Source organism: Streptococcus sp. Marseille-Q4154, from assembly GCF_916700545.1.
Classification (GTDB): domain Bacteria; phylum Bacillota; class Bacilli; order Lactobacillales; family Streptococcaceae; genus Streptococcus; species Streptococcus infantis_I.
This window is the reverse complement of sequence record NZ_CAKAKN010000001.1, coordinates 900337-919964: the sequence shown is the minus strand read 5'-3', so window position 1 is coordinate 919964 and position 19628 is coordinate 900337. Positions and strand designations below refer to the sequence as shown.

At 38.4% G+C, this 19628-nt stretch carries 17 protein-coding genes and 1 other annotated feature; of the genes, 16 read left to right on the top strand and 1 reads right to left on the bottom strand.

Features of this window, described 5'->3' with window-relative positions:
• Positions 1–23 precede the first annotated feature (23 nt).
• From ppc to LG369_RS04575, 13 genes are all read left to right on the top strand, one after another.
• Positions 24–2849, top strand: coding sequence for a phosphoenolpyruvate carboxylase (gene ppc, locus LG369_RS04635; RefSeq protein WP_225750404.1), 2826 nt, complete (start codon positions 24–26; stop codon positions 2847–2849).
• Positions 2850–2943: 94 nt separating this feature from the next.
• Positions 2944–3158, top strand: a binding site (T-box leader).
• A 134-nt stretch (positions 3159–3292) separates the two neighbouring features.
• A complete protein-coding gene (gene trpX, locus LG369_RS04630) occupies positions 3293–4291 on the top strand; it encodes a tryptophan ABC transporter substrate-binding protein (protein ID WP_225750403.1) in 999 nt (332 codons plus the stop codon).
• 60 nt (positions 4292–4351) lie between these two features.
• Positions 4352–5218: an ABC transporter permease gene (locus tag LG369_RS04625; RefSeq protein WP_036752806.1), complete on the top strand. Its 867-nt coding sequence runs from the start codon at positions 4352–4354 to the stop codon at positions 5216–5218.
• Complete coding sequence (locus tag LG369_RS04620) at positions 5215–5973, top strand: ABC transporter ATP-binding protein (RefSeq protein WP_225750402.1); 759 nt, start codon at positions 5215–5217, stop codon at positions 5971–5973. Before LG369_RS04625 ends, LG369_RS04620 begins: the two co-directional genes overlap by 4 nt.
• A gap of 249 nt (positions 5974–6222) precedes the next feature.
• Positions 6223–7983, top strand: coding sequence for a DNA primase (dnaG, locus tag LG369_RS04615; protein ID WP_225750401.1), 1761 nt, complete (start codon positions 6223–6225; stop codon positions 7981–7983).
• 2 nt (positions 7984–7985) lie between these two features.
• Positions 7986–9095, top strand: coding sequence for an RNA polymerase sigma factor RpoD (gene rpoD, locus LG369_RS04610; protein ID WP_004252673.1), 1110 nt, complete (start codon positions 7986–7988; stop codon positions 9093–9095).
• Between the two features lie 16 nt (positions 9096–9111).
• Positions 9112–9441, top strand: coding sequence for a metal-sulfur cluster assembly factor (locus tag LG369_RS04605; protein ID WP_006145447.1), 330 nt, complete (start codon positions 9112–9114; stop codon positions 9439–9441).
• Between the two features lie 109 nt (positions 9442–9550).
• A complete protein-coding gene (locus tag LG369_RS04600; protein WP_225750498.1) occupies positions 9551–10594 on the top strand; it encodes a glycosyltransferase family 4 protein in 1044 nt (347 codons plus the stop codon).
• A gap of 8 nt (positions 10595–10602) precedes the next feature.
• Positions 10603–11919 (top strand): glycosyltransferase family 4 protein, encoded by a 1317-nt coding sequence (locus LG369_RS04595; protein WP_225750400.1) that lies wholly within the window; start codon positions 10603–10605, stop codon positions 11917–11919.
• Between the two features lie 25 nt (positions 11920–11944).
• The gene (locus tag LG369_RS04590) at positions 11945–12136 is read left to right on the top strand and encodes a PspC domain-containing protein (protein WP_074324712.1); all 192 of its coding nucleotides are present in this window, start codon (positions 11945–11947) and stop codon (positions 12134–12136) included.
• Positions 12137–12165: 29 nt separating this feature from the next.
• On the top strand, positions 12166–12300 hold the full coding sequence (locus tag LG369_RS04585; RefSeq protein ID WP_225750399.1) for a DUF4044 domain-containing protein: 135 nt from the start codon (positions 12166–12168) through the stop codon (positions 12298–12300).
• Positions 12301–12376: 76 nt separating this feature from the next.
• Complete coding sequence (gene obgE / locus LG369_RS04580; RefSeq protein ID WP_225750398.1) at positions 12377–13687, top strand: GTPase ObgE; 1311 nt, start codon at positions 12377–12379, stop codon at positions 13685–13687.
• Positions 13688–13696: 9 nt separating this feature from the next.
• Positions 13697–13858 (top strand): hypothetical protein, encoded by a 162-nt coding sequence (locus LG369_RS04575; protein ID WP_049495146.1) that lies wholly within the window; start codon positions 13697–13699, stop codon positions 13856–13858.
• A 49-nt stretch (positions 13859–13907) separates the two neighbouring features.
• On the opposite strand, the gene LG369_RS04570 is transcribed toward LG369_RS04575, so the two are convergent.
• Positions 13908–16187 (bottom strand): Xaa-Pro dipeptidyl-peptidase, encoded by a 2280-nt coding sequence (locus LG369_RS04570; RefSeq protein WP_225750397.1) that lies wholly within the window; start codon positions 16185–16187, stop codon positions 13908–13910.
• Positions 16188–16356: 169 nt separating this feature from the next.
• On the opposite strand from LG369_RS04570, the gene mutY reads away from it, so the two are divergent.
• From mutY to vicK, 3 genes are all read left to right on the top strand, one after another.
• The gene (gene mutY / locus LG369_RS04565) at positions 16357–17511 is read left to right on the top strand and encodes an A/G-specific adenine glycosylase (RefSeq protein ID WP_225750396.1); all 1155 of its coding nucleotides are present in this window, start codon (positions 16357–16359) and stop codon (positions 17509–17511) included.
• Positions 17512–17581: 70 nt separating this feature from the next.
• Positions 17582–18286, top strand: coding sequence for a response regulator YycF (yycF, locus tag LG369_RS04560; protein WP_004252689.1), 705 nt, complete (start codon positions 17582–17584; stop codon positions 18284–18286).
• Entirely contained in the window at positions 18279–19628 is a 1350-nt protein-coding gene (gene vicK, locus LG369_RS04555) for a cell wall metabolism sensor histidine kinase VicK (protein ID WP_004252692.1), read from the top strand. Before yycF ends, vicK begins: the two co-directional genes overlap by 8 nt.

The following is a 19628-nucleotide window of genomic DNA, read 5'->3' as shown; positions in this document are numbered from 1 at the left end:
GAAAATGTGACAAGGAGAAGAATATGTCTCTTCAAAAACTAGAAAATAACAGAAACAAAACTGTAGTCCAAGAAGAAGTTCAAATCTTGACAGATTTACTTGAAGATATCACGAAAAATATGCTTCCTGCTGAGACTTTTGACAAGATTATGCAGTTGAAGAAGCTATCATCAAATCTAGACTATCAAGGACTAGATAAGGTAGTGAGAAGCCTTTCAAATGATGAAATGGTCTACATCTCTAGATATTTCTCTATTTTACCACTATTAATCAATATTTCTGAAGACGTTGACTTGGCTTACGAAATTAACCATCTAAACAATATTGATCAGGATTATCTTGGTAAATTGTCAACAACCATTGAAATGGTTGCTGAAAAAGAAAATGCGGCTGAAATTCTTGAACATCTGAACGTGGTGCCAGTATTAACAGCCCATCCAACTCAGGTCCAACGTAAGAGTATGCTGGACTTGACTAATCATATCCATACTCTCTTGCGTAAATACCGTGACGTGAGAATGGGACTTATTAACAAAGAAAAATGGCATAATGATCTTCGTCGATATATTGAGATTATTATGCAGACGGATATGATTCGGGAGAAGAAACTAAAAGTAACCAATGAAATCACTAACGTGATGGAATACTACAATAGTTCCTTCCTTCAGGCTGTTCCAAATTTGATGTTAGAATATAAACGTCTAGCGAAAGAACAAGGAATTGACCTAAAACAAGCAAAACCAATTACTATGGGAATGTGGATTGGTGGTGACCGAGATGGGAACCCATTTGTAACTGCTGAGACACTCATGCGCTCTGCAACCATTCAAAGTGAAGTCATCTTCAACTACTATATCAGCAAGATTTCTAGTCTCTATCGCACATTCTCTCTTTCTACTAATCTATCCAAGACAAGCAAGGCTGTTGAAGAAATGGCTGCTCAATCTAGTGATACATCTGTCTTTCGTGAGAAAGAACCTTATCGTCGGGCTTTTCACTTTATTCAATCGAAATTAATTCAAACTCTTTTAAATTTGAAAGAGTGGGCTCTTGTCGGCTCATCGGCAGATGAACGTCATCATATTGAGCGACTTTTTGGTGCTCAAGGACATCAACAAGGAGTGGTTACTGACTATATTAGTAATCGTCTCTCAGGAGCCATTCAAGAATTGGCTGAAGATCGTCCTCCTTACTACGAAACAATTGAAGAATTTAAACAAGACTTAGCTATCATTAAAGATTCATTGCTTGAAAATAAGGCAGAAGCCTTGCTTACTGGAGAGTTTGCCGAGCTTTTGGAGGCTGTTGAAGTCTTTGGCTTCTTCTTGGCATCTATCGATATGCGCCAAGACTCAAGTGTCCATGAAGCCTGTGTTGCTGAATTGTTAGCATCTGCTGGAATTAATGACCATTATAGCGATCTTTCAGAAGATGAGAAGTGCGAGATGCTTTTACATGAACTATTAGAAGACCCTCGAATCTTGTCAGCTACTCATGCTGAAAAGTCTGAACTTCTTGAAAAAGAATTAGCCATTTTCCAAACTGCACGTGAATTAAAAGATCGTTTAGGAGAAGACGTCATTCGTCAAACGATTATTTCTCATGCAACCAGCGTGTCTGATATGTTAGAATTGGCGATTATGCTGAAAGAAGTTGGTCTTGTGGATGCTGAAAAAGCACGTGTTCAAATCGTGCCTCTCTTTGAAACAATTGAGGATTTGGATCATTCCGAAGAGACTATGAGAAAGTATTTCTCTTTACCGCTTGCTAAGAAGTGGATTGCTTCAAAAGATAATTATCAAGAAATCATGCTAGGTTACTCTGATAGTAATAAGGATGGTGGTTATCTATCATCTTGTTGGACTCTATACAAAGCTCAACAACAATTAACCGCTATCGGTGATGAATTTGGAGTCAAAGTAACCTTCTTCCACGGTCGTGGTGGTACTGTTGGTCGTGGTGGTGGCCCTACTTATGACGCCATTGCTTCTCAACCGCTCAAATCAATCAAGGACCGTATTCGATTAACTGAACAAGGTGAAGTTATCGGAAATAAATACGGAAACAAGGATGCAGCTTACTATAACTTGGAAATGTTGGTATCAGCGGCTATTAACCGTATGATTACACAGAAGAAGAGTGATACTAATACATCAAATCGCTATGAGGCGATCATGGACCAAGTAGTCAGTCGTAGCTATGATATCTACCGTGAACTAGTATTTGGAAATGATCATTTCTACGATTATTTCTTTGAATCTAGTCCAATCAAGAATATCTCAAGCTTTAATATTGGTTCTCGTCCAGCAGCACGTAAAACAATCACTGAAATTGGTGGTCTACGTGCCATTCCTTGGGTATTCTCATGGTCACAAAGTCGTGTCATGTTCCCAGGTTGGTATGGTGTTGGATCAAGCTTCAAGGAATTTATTGATCAAGATCCAAAAAATATTGAATACCTTCGTGACATGTATCAGAACTGGCCTTTCTTCCAGTCACTCCTATCTAACGTTGACATGGTTCTATCAAAATCAAATATGAATATTGCTTTTGAATATGCTAAACTTTGTGAAAGTGAAGAAGTACAAGCAATCTACTATACTATTTTGGATGAATGGCAATTGACTAAGAATGTTATCCTGGCTATCGAAGGTCATGAAGAACTCTTGGCAGAAAACACTTATTTGAAAGATAGTCTAAATTACCGCATGCCTTATTTCAATGTTCTTAACTATATTCAGTTAGAGTTGATTAAGCGTCAACGTCGCGGAGAGTTGTCCTCACATGAGGAAAGATTGATTCATACGACTATTAACGGAATTGCTACAGGATTACGTAATTCAGGTTAACACTAGAAATATTTTCCAAAAACTGTAGGAATTTTCATAATTTTTTAAAATAATTCATGAAAATCCTTGACAAGTTTTAGTAAAATGATATAATTTAAGCATTCAGAAAGTAATCATCGAATTTTTTTAGCGAGTCTGTGGTTGGTGGAAACAGATAGAAGAAGATGATGAAATTGGGCTGGATGTTATTAAGAATTTGAAATCATAAGAATTCGGTGAGCACACCTTATAGTGCAACTCGTGAAGCGAGTAAGAGTGATAGGAATAATTCCTATAATTGAGGTGGCACCGCGCATCGACGTCCTCACACAAGTTTTTTGTGTGAGGACTTTTTCTATGGGGAGGAAAAAATTATGGAAATCAAACGATGGCGACGCTTGGTAAAGTTATATTGAAAGTGTAATGAACATTACTAAGTTTAAGTGAAATAAGGAGAAATAGATATGAATAAACGTTTAATTGGTATTATTGCAGCACTAGCACTTGTAGTTGGAGGAAGCTTGATCTACTCTAACTTAACGAAACAAGATACTAAAACCGAGACAGCTAACAAAACTGCTAAGGTTGGTGTTCTACAGTTCGTCAGTCACCCATCGCTCGACTTGATTTACCAAGGTATCCAAGATGGACTTGCTGAAGAAGGCTATAAAGGCGACCAAGTTAAAATCGACTTTATGAATTCAGAAGGTGACCAAAGTAAGGTTGCCACAATGAGTAAACAATTGGTGTCAAATGGAAATGATGTTGTTGTCGGAATTGCGACACCTGCAGCTCAGGGTCTAGCAAGTGCAACAAAAGACCTTCCTGTTATCATGGCAGCTATTACAGACCCAGTTGGAGCTAACCTTGTACAAAACTTGGAAAAACCAGGTGGAAACATCACAGGGGTATCTGACCACAACCCTGCTGAACAACAGGTTGAATTGATTAAAACATTGACTCCTGACGTTAAAACAATCGGAGCTCTCTACTCAAGTAGTGAAGATAACTCTAAATCACAAGTTGAAGAGTTCAAAGCTTACGCTGAAAAAGCTGGTTTGAAAGTCGAAACCTTTGCAGTTCCATCAACTAACGAAATTGCTTCAACAGTTAATGTTATGACTGGTAAAGTAGATGCAATCTGGGTTCCAATTGACAACACAATCGCATCTGCGTTCTCAACTGTAGTATCAAGTAATCAAACAGCTAAAAAACCAATCTACCCAAGTGCGACTGCCATGGTAGAAGCAGGTGGTTTGGCATCAGTCGTTGTGGACCAACACGATCTTGGTGTGGCTACTGGTAAGATGATTGCCAAAGTCTTGAAGGGTGAAAAACCTTCAGATACACCAGTTAATGTCTTCTCAACTGGTAAATCAGTTATCAATAAAAAAGTGGCTCAAGAACTTGGAATCACTATACCTGAATCAGTTCTTAAAGAAGCTGGTCAAGTAATCGAATAAGAATGAAGGAGGAGTTGGAGACATCTCCTCCAATTTTTAAAAGAAGGAAATGAATGTAACATGATAGTATCGATTATTTCACAAGGATTTGTCTGGGCTATTCTAGGTTTGGGAATCTTTATGACCTTTCGAATCCTCAACTTTCCAGATATGACAACCGAGGGTTCCTTCCCGCTTGGAGGAGCGGTAGCAGTAACTCTAATTACACAAGGTGTCAATCCTTTTCTTGCTACCTTAGTAGCTGTTGGAGCAGGCTGTCTTGCTGGTTTAGCGACTGGTCTTCTTTACACGAAAGGAAAGATTCCAACACTCTTGTCTGGTATTTTGGTGATGACTTCTTGCCATTCTATCATGCTCATGATTATGGGACGGGCAAACCTTGGGCTCTTAGGAACTAAACAAATCCAGGACGTTCTTCCTTTCTCATCTGAGGTTAATCAATTATTTACAGGTTTGATTTTTGTGACTTTGGTTATCCTTCTTATGCTTTTCTTCCTAGATACTAAATTGGGCCAAGCTTATATCGCAACAGGAGATAATCCAGATATGGCTCGTAGTTTTGGTATCAATACTGGACGTATGGAGTTGATGGGCTTGGTCTTGTCAAATGGTGTGATCGCACTTGCTGGCGCTCTTATCGCTCAACAAGAAGGTTACGCAGATGTTTCTCGTGGTATCGGGGTTATCGTAGTTGGTCTTGCAAGCTTAATTATCGGTGAAGTACTCTTTAAGAGTCTTACATTAGCAGAACGTCTGGTTACTATTGTTGTTGGTTCTATTAGCTACCAATTCCTAGTATGGGGAGTCATTGCTCTTGGCTTTAATACTAGCTACCTCCGTCTATACAGTGCTCTTATCCTAGCAACTTGTCTAGTTATTCCAACCCTTAAGGATAAATACTTGAAAGGAGTCAAGTTAAGCAAATGACAGCGATTGTAGAATTAAAAAATGCCACAAAAATTGTGAAAAATGGATTTGATGAAGAAAAGATTATTCTAAACGATGTTTCGCTTGATATTTATGAACACGACTTCATCACAATCTTGGGTGGAAATGGTGCAGGAAAATCAACACTCTTTAATAGCATTGCAGGAACTTTGCCCTTGACAAGTGGTAGCATTCGCATCATGGGTGAGGATGTGACTCAATTTAGCCCTGAAAAGCGTGCCAAGTATCTCTCTCGTGTCTTCCAAGATCCTAAGATGGGGACAGCTCCACGTATGACAGTTGCAGAAAATCTCTTGATTGCTAAGTTTCGTGGTGAAAAACGTGGACTTTTTCCGAGAAGACTCTCAGCTTACAAGGAAGAATTTCAAGCAACCATTGAGAAAGTCGGAAATGGTCTAGAAAAACACTTGGATACACCGATTGAATTCTTGTCAGGTGGACAAAGACAGGCCTTGAGCCTCTTGATGGCAACCTTGAAACGTCCTGAACTCCTTTTGTTGGATGAACATACGGCGGCCCTTGACCCTAAAACAAGTGTAGCCTTGATGGAATTGACAGATGACTTTGTCAACAAGGACCATCTAACAGCATTGATGATTACCCACCATATGGAAGATGCTCTCAAGTATGGAAATCGTCTCATTGTTATGAAGGAAGGACGAATCATCCAAGATTTAAGCAAGGATGAAAAAGCTAAGATGAAGATTTCAGATTACTATAAACTGTTTGAATAAGATTTCTCATTTACAAAAAACTTAGAGGTAAAATTTTATCTCTAAGTTTTTTTGTTGAAGCAAATAGAGATATTTTCATTTATTTATTTTTTCAATTTTAAGTAAATGTGTAATTTCCTAAAATTTTACTCTCGAAAATGCCTTTTTTCTATGAAATAGAAGCATGTAAAAGGTATGAAATGGTTTACTTTTTTTCAGAAATAAGCTATACTATATAAAGTAAACTGTGATAAAATGGAGGTATTGTCTATGGTTGACAAGAGAGTCATCGAAGAAATCAAAAGCAATACCAATATTGTCGAAATCATAGGAGAAGTGATTTCTTTACAAAAATCTGGACGGAACTTTTTGGGGCTCTGTCCTTTTCATGGTGAAAAGACCCCTTCCTTTAACGTGGTCGAAGATAAGCAATTTTACCACTGTTTTGGTTGTGGTCGTTCTGGAGACGTCTTTAAGTTTATAGAGGAGTATCAACAAGTAACTTTTGCGGATGCAGTAAGGATGTTGGGCGAACGTCTCGGAATGCACCTTGAAACTCCTGCACATAACCCTGTCCCACATACGTCACCCCATCAAAATCTCTACGATATGCATGACAAGGCTGCACGCTTTTATCATGCAATCCTCATGACGACTAAAATGGGTGAGGAGGCGAGAAACTATCTCTATAAACGGGGCTTGACTGATGATGTCATTAAACACTTTATGATTGGTCTAGCTCCAGCAGAACGCTCTTATCTTTATCAGCATTTAGCAGACGATTATAGTGAGAAGGACTTGCTGGATTCAGGTCTATTTTATCTATCTGAGAGTAACCAATTTTTTGATACTTTTCATAACCGGATTATATTTCCACTCTCAAACGACCAAGGAAAGGTAATTGCTTTCTCTGGACGGATTTGGCAAGAGACAGATTCTCAAACTGCCAAGTATAAAAATAGTCGAGCGACGGCGATTTTTAACAAGAGTTACGAATTATATCATTTGGATAGGGTAAAAAAAGGCTCAGGTAAAGCTCCTGAAATTTATCTGATGGAAGGTTTTATGGATGTTATTGCAGCCTACCGTGCTGGTATTGAAAATGCAGTAGCTTCCATGGGAACGGCCTTGACTGCTGAACACGTCGAACATCTCAAACGCTTTACAAAAAAAGTGATTATCACTTATGACGGTGATAAGGCAGGACAAGCTGCAACTGCTAAAGCTTTGGACGAGCTTAAGGATTTACCTGTTCAAGTAGTCCAGATTCCTGATGCAATGGATCCTGATGAGTATTTACAAAAGAATTCTCCAGAGGATTTGGCTTATCTTTTATCCAATACTCGAATCAGTACGATTGAGTTTTATATCCATCATTACAAACCTAGTAATAGTGAAAATCTCCAAGCACAGATTGAGTTCATTGAGAAAATTGCACCTCTTATCGTCAGAGAACCTTCTATCACAGCCCAGAACACCTATATTCATTTGTTGACGGATCATTTGCCATCTTTTGATTATCAACAAGTTGAGCACATTATCAACGAAAGTCGTGTCAGACAAAGACAAGAAAAAGTGAAGCAGGTTGTTAATCCGACACCAATTACTATGTCGGTTTCTAAACAATTGACGGCAGTCATGAGAGCTGAAGCACATATTCTTTATCGTATGATGGAGCACCCCCTTGTGTTGAATGATTATCGTTTGAGAGATGATTTTGTATTTGAAACTCCAGAGTTTCAGACCTTGTATGTACTCTTGATTGATAATGGTTCGATTTCTTCTGAAGACTTGGCAAATCAGACTAGAGAAGTGGAAAATGCTTGGTACCAGGTGTTAGCTTTGGATCTACCTTCTGAGATGTCTCCGGAAGAATTAAAGGAAGTGGAGGAGTCTCGTAATCGTGCTCTTTTGAATCAACAAAACTTGCAAATTAAAAAGAAAGTTCAGGAAGCTAGTCATGTAGGCGACACAGATGCTGCTTTAGAAGAGCTTGAACGCTTAATTGCCCAAAAAAGAAGAATGGAGTAAGAATGGCAAAAAAACAAAAAGAAGTAACAACTTTTGATGTCCAAGTTGCAGAATTTATTCGTAACCATAAGAAAACTGGTACTGCGACAGATGATGAAATTAACAATGTCCTTGTAATTCCTTTTGCTCTTGATGTAGAAGGCATTGAGAACCTTTTGCAACGGATTCAAGATGCAGGTATTGCAATCACTGATAACGAAGGAAATCCGAGTGAACGTGTCTTAAGTACAGAGGAAGAACCAGAACTTAGCGATGAAGACTTAATTGGTTCAACATCTGCCAAAGTCAATGACCCTGTTCGTATGTACTTGAAGGAAATTGGTGTCGTACCTCTTCTTACTAACGAAGAAGAAAAAGAATTAGCTCTTGCCGTTGAAGCAGGAGATGTTGAAGCGAAACAACGTCTAGCAGAGGCTAACCTACGTTTGGTAGTTTCTATCGCGAAACGCTATGTTGGACGTGGTATGCAATTCCTTGACTTGATTCAAGAAGGAAATATGGGATTAATGAAGGCCGTTGATAAGTTTGATTATTCAAAAGGATTCAAATTCTCAACTTATGCCACTTGGTGGATTCGTCAGGCTATTACGCGTGCTATTGCTGACCAAGCTCGTACCATCCGTATTCCAGTTCACATGGTAGAAACAATCAACAAACTTGTTCGTGAGCAGCGTAACCTTCTTCAAGAGTTGGGACAAGATCCTACTCCTGAGCAAATCGCTGAACGTATGGATATGACTCCTGACAAGGTTCGTGAAATTTTAAAGATTGCGCAAGAACCAGTTTCTCTTGAAACACCTATTGGTGAAGAGGATGATAGCCACCTTGGTGACTTTATCGAAGATGAAGTGATTGAAAATCCAGTGGACTACACCACTCGTATCGTCTTGCGTGAGCAGTTGGATGAAGTTCTGGATACTTTGACTGATAGAGAAGAAAATGTATTGCGTCTTCGTTTCGGTCTTGATGATGGTAAAATGCGTACTCTAGAAGATGTTGGTAAAGTCTTCAACGTTACTCGTGAGCGTATTCGTCAGATTGAGGCAAAAGCATTGAGAAAACTTCGCCAGCCTAGTCGTAGTAAACCACTTCGTGACTTTATCGAAGATTAAAATTGGAGGATTACACATGGCTTATACAGAAGAGCAAATTGAAAACATCAAAACTCGCATTTTGACGGCTTTAGAAGAGGTTATCGACCCAGAATTAGGAATCGATATCGTCAACCTAGGTCTGATTTATGAAATTCGATTTGATGGTGATACAGGTGATACTGAGATTGATATGACCTTAACAACTATGGGTTGTCCATTAGCAGACCTCTTGACCGATCAAATTTATGATGCTATGACAGATGTTCCAGAAGTTACTAACGTTGAAGTGAAATTAGTTTGGTATCCAGCTTGGACGGTTGAAAAAATGAGTCGCTATGCACGTATCGCTTTAGGTATTAAATAAAATCATATAAAAAGAGAAATAGTATAAGTGTTAGGAAATTCCCTAGCTTTTATGCTATCTCTCTTTTAATTTGCTGATTTTCTTTCAATAAAATGATATAATGGATAGTATGGAAAAAGAGAAATTACGCATCAACATGCTAAGTTCGAGTGAAAAGGTGGCAGGACAAGGAGTTTCTGGAGCTTACCGTGAACTTGTGCAACTTTTGAAACGTGATGCGAAAGACCAACTAATTGTAACGGAAAATCTTCCTGTAGAAGCTGATGTTACTCATTTTCATACAATCGACCTTCCTTATTATCTGTCAACTTTTCAAAAGAAGCGTTCAGGTCGTAGGATTGGTTATGTCCATTTCTTGCCTGACACCTTAGAAGGTAGTTTGAAGATTCCATTCTTTCTAAAAGGGATTGTTAAGCGCTATGTGTTTTCTTTTTATGACCGTATGGAACACTTGGTTGTGGTTAATCCTTCTTTTATCGAAGATTTGGTTGCAGCTGGTATTCCCCGTGAAAAGGTGACCTATATTCCTAACTTTGTTAACAAAGAAAAATGGCACCCACTTTCTGCAGAAAAAGTAAGGCAACTTCGACAAGATATGGGATTGAACGAAAATCAATTTGTAGTAGTAGGAGCTGGGCAGGTTCAGAAGCGTAAGGGAATCGATGATTTCATTACTCTTGCTGAGGAGCTACCGGACATCACCTTTATTTGGGCGGGAGGCTTCTCATTTGGTGGGATTACAGATGGTTATGAACGCTATAAAAAAATCATGGATAATCCTCCAGAGAATCTGATTTTCCCTGGAATTGTTGAGCCAGAACGGATGAGAGAACTGTATTCTTTGGCAGATCTTTTCTTGCTTCCTAGTTATAACGAGCTCTTTCCAATGACCATTCTAGAAGCTGCAAGTTGTGAAGCACCCATTATGCTTCGTGATCTAGATCTTTACAAGGTCATTCTTGAAGGAAATTACAGACCAACAAGTGATGTAGAAGAGATGAAAGAAGCTATCTTGGAATATGGAGAGCATCCAGAAGCGTTGAAAGCATTGAAAGAAAAGGCTAAGGCCATTTCAAGAGAATATTCAGAAGAGCATCTTCTTGAAATCTGGCTAAAATTCTATCGGGAGCAAGCGGCTTTAGGAAAAAAATGAGGTAGTATATGCGAATTGGATTATTTACAGATACTTATTTCCCACAGGTTTCGGGTGTTGCAACCAGTATTCGAACCTTAAAAACAGAGCTTGAGAAACAAGGGCATGCAGTCTTTATCTTCACGACAACCGATAAGGATGTCAATCGTTATGAAGACTGGCAGATTATTCGTATTCCTAGTGTTCCTTTCTTTGCCTTTAAAGACCGTCGTTTCGCTTACCGTGGATTTACGAAAGCTCTTGAGATTGCTAAACAATACAAACTCGATATTATTCATACCCAAACTGAGTTTTCTCTTGGTTTATTGGGAATTTGGATTGCTCGAGAATTGAAAATCCCAGTTATTCATACATATCATACCCAGTACGAGGATTATGTTCACTATATTGCTAAGGGGATGTTGATTCGCCCAAGTATGGTCAAATATCTTGTTCGAGGATTTTTGCATGACGTTGATGGAGTCATTTGTCCGAGTGAAATTGTGCGCGACCTTTTATCTGACTATAAGGTAAAAGTTGAAAAGCGTGTTATTCCTACTGGAATTGAACTTGCTAAATTTGAACGCCCTGAGATTGGTCCTGAACACATTAGTGACTTAAGGGATAAACTAGGGATCAAACAAGACGAAAAGATGCTTCTAAGTCTTTCTCGAGTTTCTTACGAGAAGAATATTCAAGCAGTTCTTAAAGCTTTACCAGATGTCCTAAAAGAAGAACCAAATGTTAAACTGGTTGTAGCTGGAGATGGACCTTATTTAGACAATCTTAAGGAGCAAGCAGAAGATTTAAAAATTCAAGATTCTGTTATCTTTACAGGTATGATTCCGCCAAATGAGACGGCACTCTATTATAAGGCAGCTGATTTCTTCATATCGGCTTCTACAAGTGAGACTCAGGGATTGACTTATCTGGAAAGTTTAGCTAGTAAGACACCTGTTATTGCCCATGGTAATCCTTATTTGGATAATCTCATCAATGATAAAATGTTCGGAACTCTTTATTATGAGGAAAGAGACTTGGCAGGAGCGATTCTTGAGGCTTTACTTGCTACACCGTCAATGGATGAAAAACACTTGGCTGAAAAATTATATGAAATTTCTGCTGAGAATTTTGGTAGAAGAGTCCATGAATTTTATCTAGACGTCATTATTTCAAATAACTTTGCCAAAGAAACAGGGGCTGACGAACCTGTTACAAAACGTATTTTAAAGACAGTCTTCTATATTCCGCAACAGGCTGTTACTATGCCAGTTAAAGGTTCGAAGCATATGCTTAAGGCGTCTAGAAAACAATTAAGAAATTTAAGAAAATACTTGAATGATTAGATTCTTTCGATGAAAGGAAAAAACAATGAAAAAGAAATTGATGAGAAGTGGTCGAGACCAAAAACTTGGTGGAGTCTGTGCAGGAGTAGCACATTATTTTGATATTGACCCTACAATTGTTCGTGTTATTTGGGGAGTTTTAGCTTTCTGTTATGGGGCAGGCATTGTTGCTTACTTAATTTTGTGGGCAATTGCTCCTGTATCAAATGAATTTTAAGAATAGAGTAATAGAGTAAAGGAGAAAACATGGCATTCGGTGATAATGGTAAACGTAAAAAAACATTCTTTGAAAAACTTACAATGTTTGTCGTATTAATCATGTTGTTTGTTACTTTAGGCGGTATTTTTGCGACTGCAATTGGTGTATTCAGCAGATTTTAAAATACTAGTTAGAGGATCAAATTGTATTAGTTGGTGACTGGGATTTTCCCAGCCCTTTTTAAAGTGAGAAAAGAATATGAGTATGTTTTTAGACACAGCCAAGATTAAAGTGAAGGCTGGTAATGGTGGCGATGGCATGGTTGCATTTCGTCGTGAAAAATATGTCCCTAACGGAGGACCTTGGGGTGGTGATGGAGGACGTGGTGGTAACGTTATTTTCGTTGTAGACGAAGGCTTACGTACCCTTATGGACTTCCGTTACAATCGTCATTTCAAGGCCCAATCAGGTGAAAAAGGGATGACAAAAGGAATGCATGGCCGAGGGGCAGAAGACTTGATTGTCCATGTACCTCAAGGGACAACCGTGCGTGATGCGGAGACTGGGAAAGTTCTCACTGATTTGATAGAGAACGGACAAGAGTTCATCGTGGCTCATGGAGGTCGTGGTGGTCGCGGAAATATCCGTTTTGCAACTCCTAAAAATCCTGCGCCAGAAATCTCAGAAAACGGAGAACCTGGTCAAGAACGTGAATTACAGTTAGAACTTAAAATCCTTGCGGATGTTGGTTTAGTTGGTTTCCCGTCTGTCGGTAAATCAACACTTCTTAGCGTGATTACCTCTGCTAAGCCAAAAATTGGTGCCTACCACTTTACAACAATTGTTCCAAATCTTGGTATGGTTCGTACCCAGTCCGGTGAATCCTTTGCCGTTGCAGACCTTCCTGGATTGATTGAAGGTGCTAGCCAAGGTGTTGGCTTAGGGACCCAGTTCCTTCGCCATATCGAGCGTACTCGCGTTATCCTTCATATCATTGACATGTCAGCTAGTGAAGGACGTAATCCTTATGAGGACTATTTAGCAATCAATAAGGAGCTTGAATCTTATAACCTTCGTCTTATGGAGCGTCCACAGATTATTGTTGCCAATAAAATGGATATGCCTGAGAGTCAAGAAAACCTTGAAGAGTTCAAGAAAAAATTGGCTGCTAATTATGATGAATTTGAAGAATTACCACCAATCTTCCCAATTTCAGGTTTGACTAAGCAAGGTCTTGCACCTCTATTAGATGCAACAGCTGAGCTTCTTGATAAAACGCCAGAATTCCTTCTTTATGATGAGTCAGAGATGGAAGAAGAAGTTTACTATGGCTTTGATGAAGAAGAAAAACCATTTGAGATTGGTCGTGATGATGATGCAACTTGGGTTCTTTCAGGTGAAAAACTCATGAAACTCTTTAATATGACTAACTTTGACCGTGATGAGTCTGTCATGAAATTTGCGCGTCAGTTGCGTGGTATGGGAGTTGATGAAGCTCTTCGTGCTCGTGGTGCTAAGGACGGCGACCTTGTCCGTATTGGAAAATTTGAGTTTGAGTTTGTAGACTAGGAGATAGCTATGGGTGATAAACCAATATCTTTCCGAGATGCTGATGGAAATTTTGTTTCTGCAGCAGACGTCTGGAATGAAAAGAAATTAGAAGAACTTTTTAATCGCCTCAATCCCAATAGAGCTTTGAGACTTGCGAGAATGAAGAAACAAGCCGAAGAAAAAAAATAAGAATAAAAGAACCCGTGATATTTTTATCACGGGTTTTCTGGTATACTAACTATTTTTGATCTGGGATTTCAAGACTAGATTTCGCAAGGTCTACTGTTAATTGATAATCAGTATTGTCACGGACAGTAATTTCAAAGTCAGTAGTATAAAGAACGAGACGGAGAGTATCGCCTTCTTTTAGTTTATAAATAGTTGGTTGGAGTTCAAATTGGAATTCCATCCATTCATCTGGTTTAACTTCTTCAATTTTTAATAAATCATGACGATTTTGGAGGTTGAGGTAGCCTTTGGTGATAACACGTTGGGCATTTGGGCTAAATGGTAGCTCGCAAAGGTTTTCCAGCATATGGTAACGACCATTATCAATAGTACGAGCAGCCAAGACTCCCGGATAAGGTTGAAGGTATTTCTTTTGACCAAGTTCAAGAAGTTGAGCAGAGAGAAGACCTTTATTGGTACTTGACTTGAGACGAAGGTTTAGTTTAACACGACCATTGATATGAAGATCTTCAGTCACTGGAAGATCAATGGTAATCTGATTCACCTTACCTTGATACAATTCATTATTAAAGGTTTGGTAAGTCTTTCCAAATCGTTCGAAGTCAGAATCTTGGTAATGATTATCAATGACAGCTTCCTCAGTACCTAAAGAGAAAGTTTTATGGTCAGTTTGATTTCCAAAATCTTCAAGTGACAGCCAAGTTTGAGGAGCAGTATTGTCTTGCCAAACGACTCTTGGAAGTTGGTAGTCAGTTTCTTGCCCCAATAATTTCTGTGTCAAAAGGACATTCATAGATTCACGGAAATCAATAGACTGCCAGTTGTTGATGTATACATGGGCACCATTATGATAGAAGAGGTGTTTCTTAATGCTACTTGGAAGTGCATTGAACATTTGATAGACATGAAGTGGTTTTACATTCCAGTCTTGTGAACCGTGAGTAAAGACAACTTCAGCCTTAACCTTTTTAGCATTAAGAAGGTAGTTTCTGTCATGCCAAAATTGGTTATAATCTCCAGTTTTACGGTCTAGATTTTTCTTAAGTTCTTCTATGGAAGCTTTATGAGCATCGTTCCCACGAATATAGTCACCAGCTAAGAGATTGCGAGAATAAGTTAATTCATCTAATGAATCGAAGTCCTCACCAGGATAGCCACCTGGGCTTGTCACAAGACCATTTTCACGGTAATAGTTGTACCAGGAAGAAATACCTGCTTCAGCAATAATGACTTCTAAACCATCAACTCCTGTAGTAGCAAGCCCATTAGACATTGTTCCTAGATAAGAAAGTCCTGTAGTTGCCACTTTACCGTTTGACCAATCAGCTTTTACATGACGTTTACGACTATGATCCGTAAAAGCACGACAACGACCATTTAGCCAATCGATAACATTCTTATAAGCTTCAACTTGGCGGTAATCTCCGTTGGTCATCTGACCTTGTGAATCTTTGGTACCAATACCTGATACGTAGATATTGGCAAATCCTCTTGGAAGGAAGTAGTCGTTAAGTGTGTAACTGCTATTGATATGAGTGAGTTTTTCTTCAGCTTCAGAAACAAGTTCAGCATCCCCAACAGGTTCAACCAAGTCCAGGGTTGGATTTTCTAACGTAATTTCATGTGGTTCCTTGACTTCTAGTTCAGCTTCCATCTTATAGAGAGCCTTATCGCTTGCTTTGTCATTGGTTCCTTGATGGTATGGACTTGCTGTCATGACAGCTGGAATCTTTCCATTGTATGCTGGACGAATGATATTTACCTTGATGAGGTCAGGTAGACCATCTTTATCAGAATCAACACGAGTCTCTACATAAACTACTTCACGAATGACATTGTTAGTATTGAAGGTTGCCAAACTCTTGCCATTGAAGTAGTGATAGTTATTGTCCTCAGGAATAAGACCATCACTAACTAACTGATCGATAAGGGTGTTCCCTTTTTTAGTGCGTGTATTTAAAAGCTGGTAGAGATTGTCGATTAAATCTCCGTAAACGATCGGAAACGCTGTTTCTTTGTGAAAAGCAATACCATCTTCAAAGTCTACTAAGTAACTGAATCCAAGTAGTTGAAAGGCAACAGTATAGAAAATTTCTGCTGTCAATTCAAGGTCTGAATTAAAGAAAGTAAGTAAATCTGTTTCTTTATCAACTGCTAAAGTAGTGAGGGGATAATCCGTATTTTTAAAATTGAAAAAACAAGTTCTAACAAAAGCTTCAAACTGTTCTTTATGTGAAGTTGAAAGATCAAGCTTGAATCCAAGCTCAGATAATTCTTGTAAAGCTTGTTGGTTTGTAACGGGATAATAACTAAATTGATTAAAACGCATTGATATCTCCTTTAAAGATTCATTTAAAATTCATTATATCAAAAAAAGATAGAAAATAACAGAAATAGTAGAGTATGTCTGATAGTCAGGCATGATAAGAGAGTCGATACTAAAACAAGGACAATTTTCATTTTTTGAGTATCCTATAAGGATATGCTATACTAGATATATGTTAGATTTGGAGAAATATGGCGTGTCCATGTGGGAAGAGGAGAGGATTCTCTCTTTTCGAAAAAAGTTATTGGCTTGGTATGACGAAAATAAGCGTGACCTACCTTGGAGAAGGACTAAAAATCCTTATCATATCTGGGTGTCTGAAATTATGTTGCAGCAAACAAGAGTTGATACTGTCATTCCCTATTACGAACGTTTCCTGGAATGGTTTCCGACTGTAGAGAGTTTAGCAAATGCACCAGAAGAACGCTTGTTAAAGGCTTGGGAAGGACTTGGTTATTATTCTCGTGTTCGCAATATGCAAACAGCAGCTCAACAGATTATGAATAAGTTTAATGGAGAATTTCCATCCACTTATGAAGGAATTTCAAGTCTGAAGGGGATTGGTCCCTATACAGCTGGAGCTATTTCAAGCATTGCTTTTAATCTTCCACAACCAGCAGTTGATGGAAATGTTATGCGTGTTTTGGCACGTCTATTTGAAGTCAATCATGATATTGGAAATCCTAGTAATCGCAAGATATTTCAAGCTATGATGGAAATTTTGATTGACCCAGATCGTCCAGGTGATTTTAACCAAGCTTTGATGGATTTGGGTTCAGATATTGAGGCACCCGTTAATCCGAGGCCAGAAGATAGTCCAGTTAAAGATTTTAGTGCTGCCTATCAAAATGGAACAATGGATCGCTATCCTATTAAAGCGCCAAAGAAAAAACCAGTTCCTATATTTTTAAATGCTTTAGTGGTACAAAATAGTAAAGGACAGTTTTTACTAGAAAAGAATGAAAGCGAAAAGTTACTTGCTGGATTTTGGCATTTCCCCTTGATTGAGGTAGATGAATTTTCAAAAGATGAAGAACTAAATCTCTTTAATCAGGTTGCCGAATCATCTATGCAATTTGGACCATCACCTCAAGAAAGTTTTGAGCAGGATTATGATTTAGAAGTTGACTGGCAGGATAGTGATTTCGAAGAAGTGAAGCATATATTTAGCCATCGAAAGTGGCATGTACGAATTCTAGCGGGGCAAGTAGTTGATAGTAAAGAATATAGTGATAAAGAAGTAGTTTGGTTGACTCCTGAAGAGTTTGACCTCTATCCGCTAGCAAAACCTCAACAAAAAATTTGGCAAGCATATTTAAAAAGATAGGATAATACCAGTCTTTCGTGTCTTCTTTGCAATTTTTTGGTATAATTGATACAAGGAAAAAGGTGACTATATGAAAAAAATATTGATTGTAGATGATGAAAAACCAATCTCAGATATTATTAAGTTTAATATGACCAAGGAAGGCTATGAAGTTGTTACAGCCTTTAATGGACGTGAAGCGATTGAATTGTTTGAGGCTGAGAAACCAGATATTATTATCTTGGATTTGATGCTTCCAGAAATTGATGGTCTTGAAGTGGCTAAAACAATTCGCAAGACAAGTAGTGTTCCAATTATCATGCTTTCAGCAAAAGATAGTGAGTTTGACAAGGTTATTGGTCTTGAACTTGGTGCAGATGATTATGTGACCAAGCCATTTTCAAACCGTGAGCTACAAGCGCGTGTTAAGGCTCTTCTTCGTCGTACGGAGTTAGTTGCAGTTGACAACCAAGAGGAAGATACTAAATTGCAAAGTCTTCAAATTAGAGATTTAGAGATTCTTCCAGATGCTTATGTAGCCAAAAAATATGGAGAAGAATTGGACTTAACTCACAGAGAGTTTGAGTTGTTGCATCACTTAGCTTCTCATCTTGGTCAAGTTATTACTCGTGAACATCTCCTTGAGACTGTTTGGGGTTATGATTATTTTGGTGATGTTCGTACTGTCGATGTTACCATTAGACGTCTACGTGAGAAGATTGAAGACACACCAAGTAGACCTGAATATATCTTAACTCGTCGTGGTGTGGGTTATTATATGAGAAATAATGATTGATATAATTAAACAAACAATTTTAACCAGAGATTTCGTCTTTGTACTCATATTACTTGGTTTCATCATGCTTGTTAGCTTTCTCTTGCTTGAAGGCCGTAGAGATAATATTCGACTCAAACAGTTAAATCAAAAGATTAAAGATTTAATTGCTGGTGATTATTCTCAGGTATTAGATATGCAGGGGAATACTGAAATCACTAACATTACGAATAACTTAAATGATTTGTCTGAAGTTATTCGTCTAACTCAAGAAAACCTTGAGCAGGAAAGTAAAAGATTGCATAGTATCCTATCATACATGACTGATGGGGTTCTTGCAACCAATCGTCGTGGTCAAATCACTATGATTAACGATATGGCTAAAAGACAACTTGGGGTTGAAAGTGATGACGCGCTCAATCAAAACATTTTAGAGTTGCTCAAGATTGAAGATGAGTATGAACTCAGAGACTTGATTACTCAAAGTCCTGAAATGATGATTTATTCCCAAAATGTAAATGGGGAGTATATTAGTTTGCGTGTGCGTTTTGCCTTGATTCGTAGAGAATCTGGCTTTATCTCTGGTTTGGTAGCAGTTCTACATGATACGACTGAACAAGAGAAGGAAGAGCGCGAGAGAAGGCTTTTCGTTTCCAACGTTAGTCATGAATTGCGAACTCCATTGACCAGTGTCAAATCTTACCTAGAGGCCTTGGATGAGGGTGCATTATATGAACCTGTTGCTCCTGATTTCATCAAAGTATCTCTAAATGAGACCAACCGTATGATGCGAATGGTAACGGACCTCTTGCATCTATCACGCATTGATAATGCAACTAGTCATTTAGATGTTGAATTGATTAACTTTACAGCTTTCATTACGTTTATCCTAAACCGTTTCGATAAGATACGAGCCCAGGATCAAGAAAAAAAATATGAGTTGGTTCGAGATTATCCGATTACATCGGTCTGGATTGAAATTGATACAGACAAGATGACTCAGGTAATCGATAATATTCTTAACAATGCCATCAAGTATTCGCCTGATGGTGGAAAAATTACGGTTAGTATGAAAACCACTGATGACCAGATGATTTTATCTATTTCGGATCAAGGACTTGGAATTCCTAAAGAAGATTTACCGAAGATTTTTGACCGTTTCTACAGGGTTGATAAGGCTAGAAGCCGTGCCCAAGGTGGGACTGGTTTAGGTCTTGCGATAGCAAAAGAAATTATCAAGCAACACAATGGATTTATCTGGGCTAAGAGTGAATACGGTAAGGGTTCTACCTTTACCATTGTTCTTCCTTATGATAATGATGCTGTAAAAGAAGAAGTATGGGAGGATGAAGTAGAAGACTAG

Bases quoted from the DNA above. Each gene is read 5' to 3' on its own strand.
- LG369_RS04605 (WP_006145447.1), top strand. From the start codon at position 9,112: ATGGCTTATACAGAAGAGCAAATTGAAAACATCAAAACTCGCATTTTG.
- LG369_RS04570 (WP_225750397.1), bottom strand. From the start codon at position 16,187: ATGCGTTTTAATCAATTTAGTTATTATCCCGTTACAAACCAACAAGCT.
- trpX (WP_225750403.1), top strand. From the start codon at position 3,293: ATGAATAAACGTTTAATTGGTATTATTGCAGCACTAGCACTTGTAGTT.
- LG369_RS04590 (WP_074324712.1), top strand. From the start codon at position 11,945: ATGAAAAAGAAATTGATGAGAAGTGGTCGAGACCAAAAACTTGGTGGA.
- LG369_RS04600 (WP_225750498.1), top strand. From the start codon at position 9,551: ATGGAAAAAGAGAAATTACGCATCAACATGCTAAGTTCGAGTGAAAAG.
- LG369_RS04585 (WP_225750399.1), top strand. From the start codon at position 12,166: ATGGCATTCGGTGATAATGGTAAACGTAAAAAAACATTCTTTGAAAAA.
- dnaG (WP_225750401.1), top strand. From the start codon at position 6,223: ATGGTTGACAAGAGAGTCATCGAAGAAATCAAAAGCAATACCAATATT.
- mutY (WP_225750396.1), top strand. From the start codon at position 16,357: ATGTTAGATTTGGAGAAATATGGCGTGTCCATGTGGGAAGAGGAGAGG.
- vicK (WP_004252692.1), top strand. From the start codon at position 18,279: ATGATTGATATAATTAAACAAACAATTTTAACCAGAGATTTCGTCTTT.
- yycF (WP_004252689.1), top strand. From the start codon at position 17,582: ATGAAAAAAATATTGATTGTAGATGATGAAAAACCAATCTCAGATATT.
- ppc (WP_225750404.1), top strand. From the start codon at position 24: ATGTCTCTTCAAAAACTAGAAAATAACAGAAACAAAACTGTAGTCCAA.
- rpoD (WP_004252673.1), top strand. From the start codon at position 7,986: ATGGCAAAAAAACAAAAAGAAGTAACAACTTTTGATGTCCAAGTTGCA.
- LG369_RS04575 (WP_049495146.1), top strand. From the start codon at position 13,697: ATGGGTGATAAACCAATATCTTTCCGAGATGCTGATGGAAATTTTGTT.
- obgE (WP_225750398.1), top strand. From the start codon at position 12,377: ATGAGTATGTTTTTAGACACAGCCAAGATTAAAGTGAAGGCTGGTAAT.
- LG369_RS04620 (WP_225750402.1), top strand. From the start codon at position 5,215: ATGACAGCGATTGTAGAATTAAAAAATGCCACAAAAATTGTGAAAAAT.
- LG369_RS04595 (WP_225750400.1), top strand. From the start codon at position 10,603: ATGCGAATTGGATTATTTACAGATACTTATTTCCCACAGGTTTCGGGT.
- LG369_RS04625 (WP_036752806.1), top strand. From the start codon at position 4,352: ATGATAGTATCGATTATTTCACAAGGATTTGTCTGGGCTATTCTAGGT.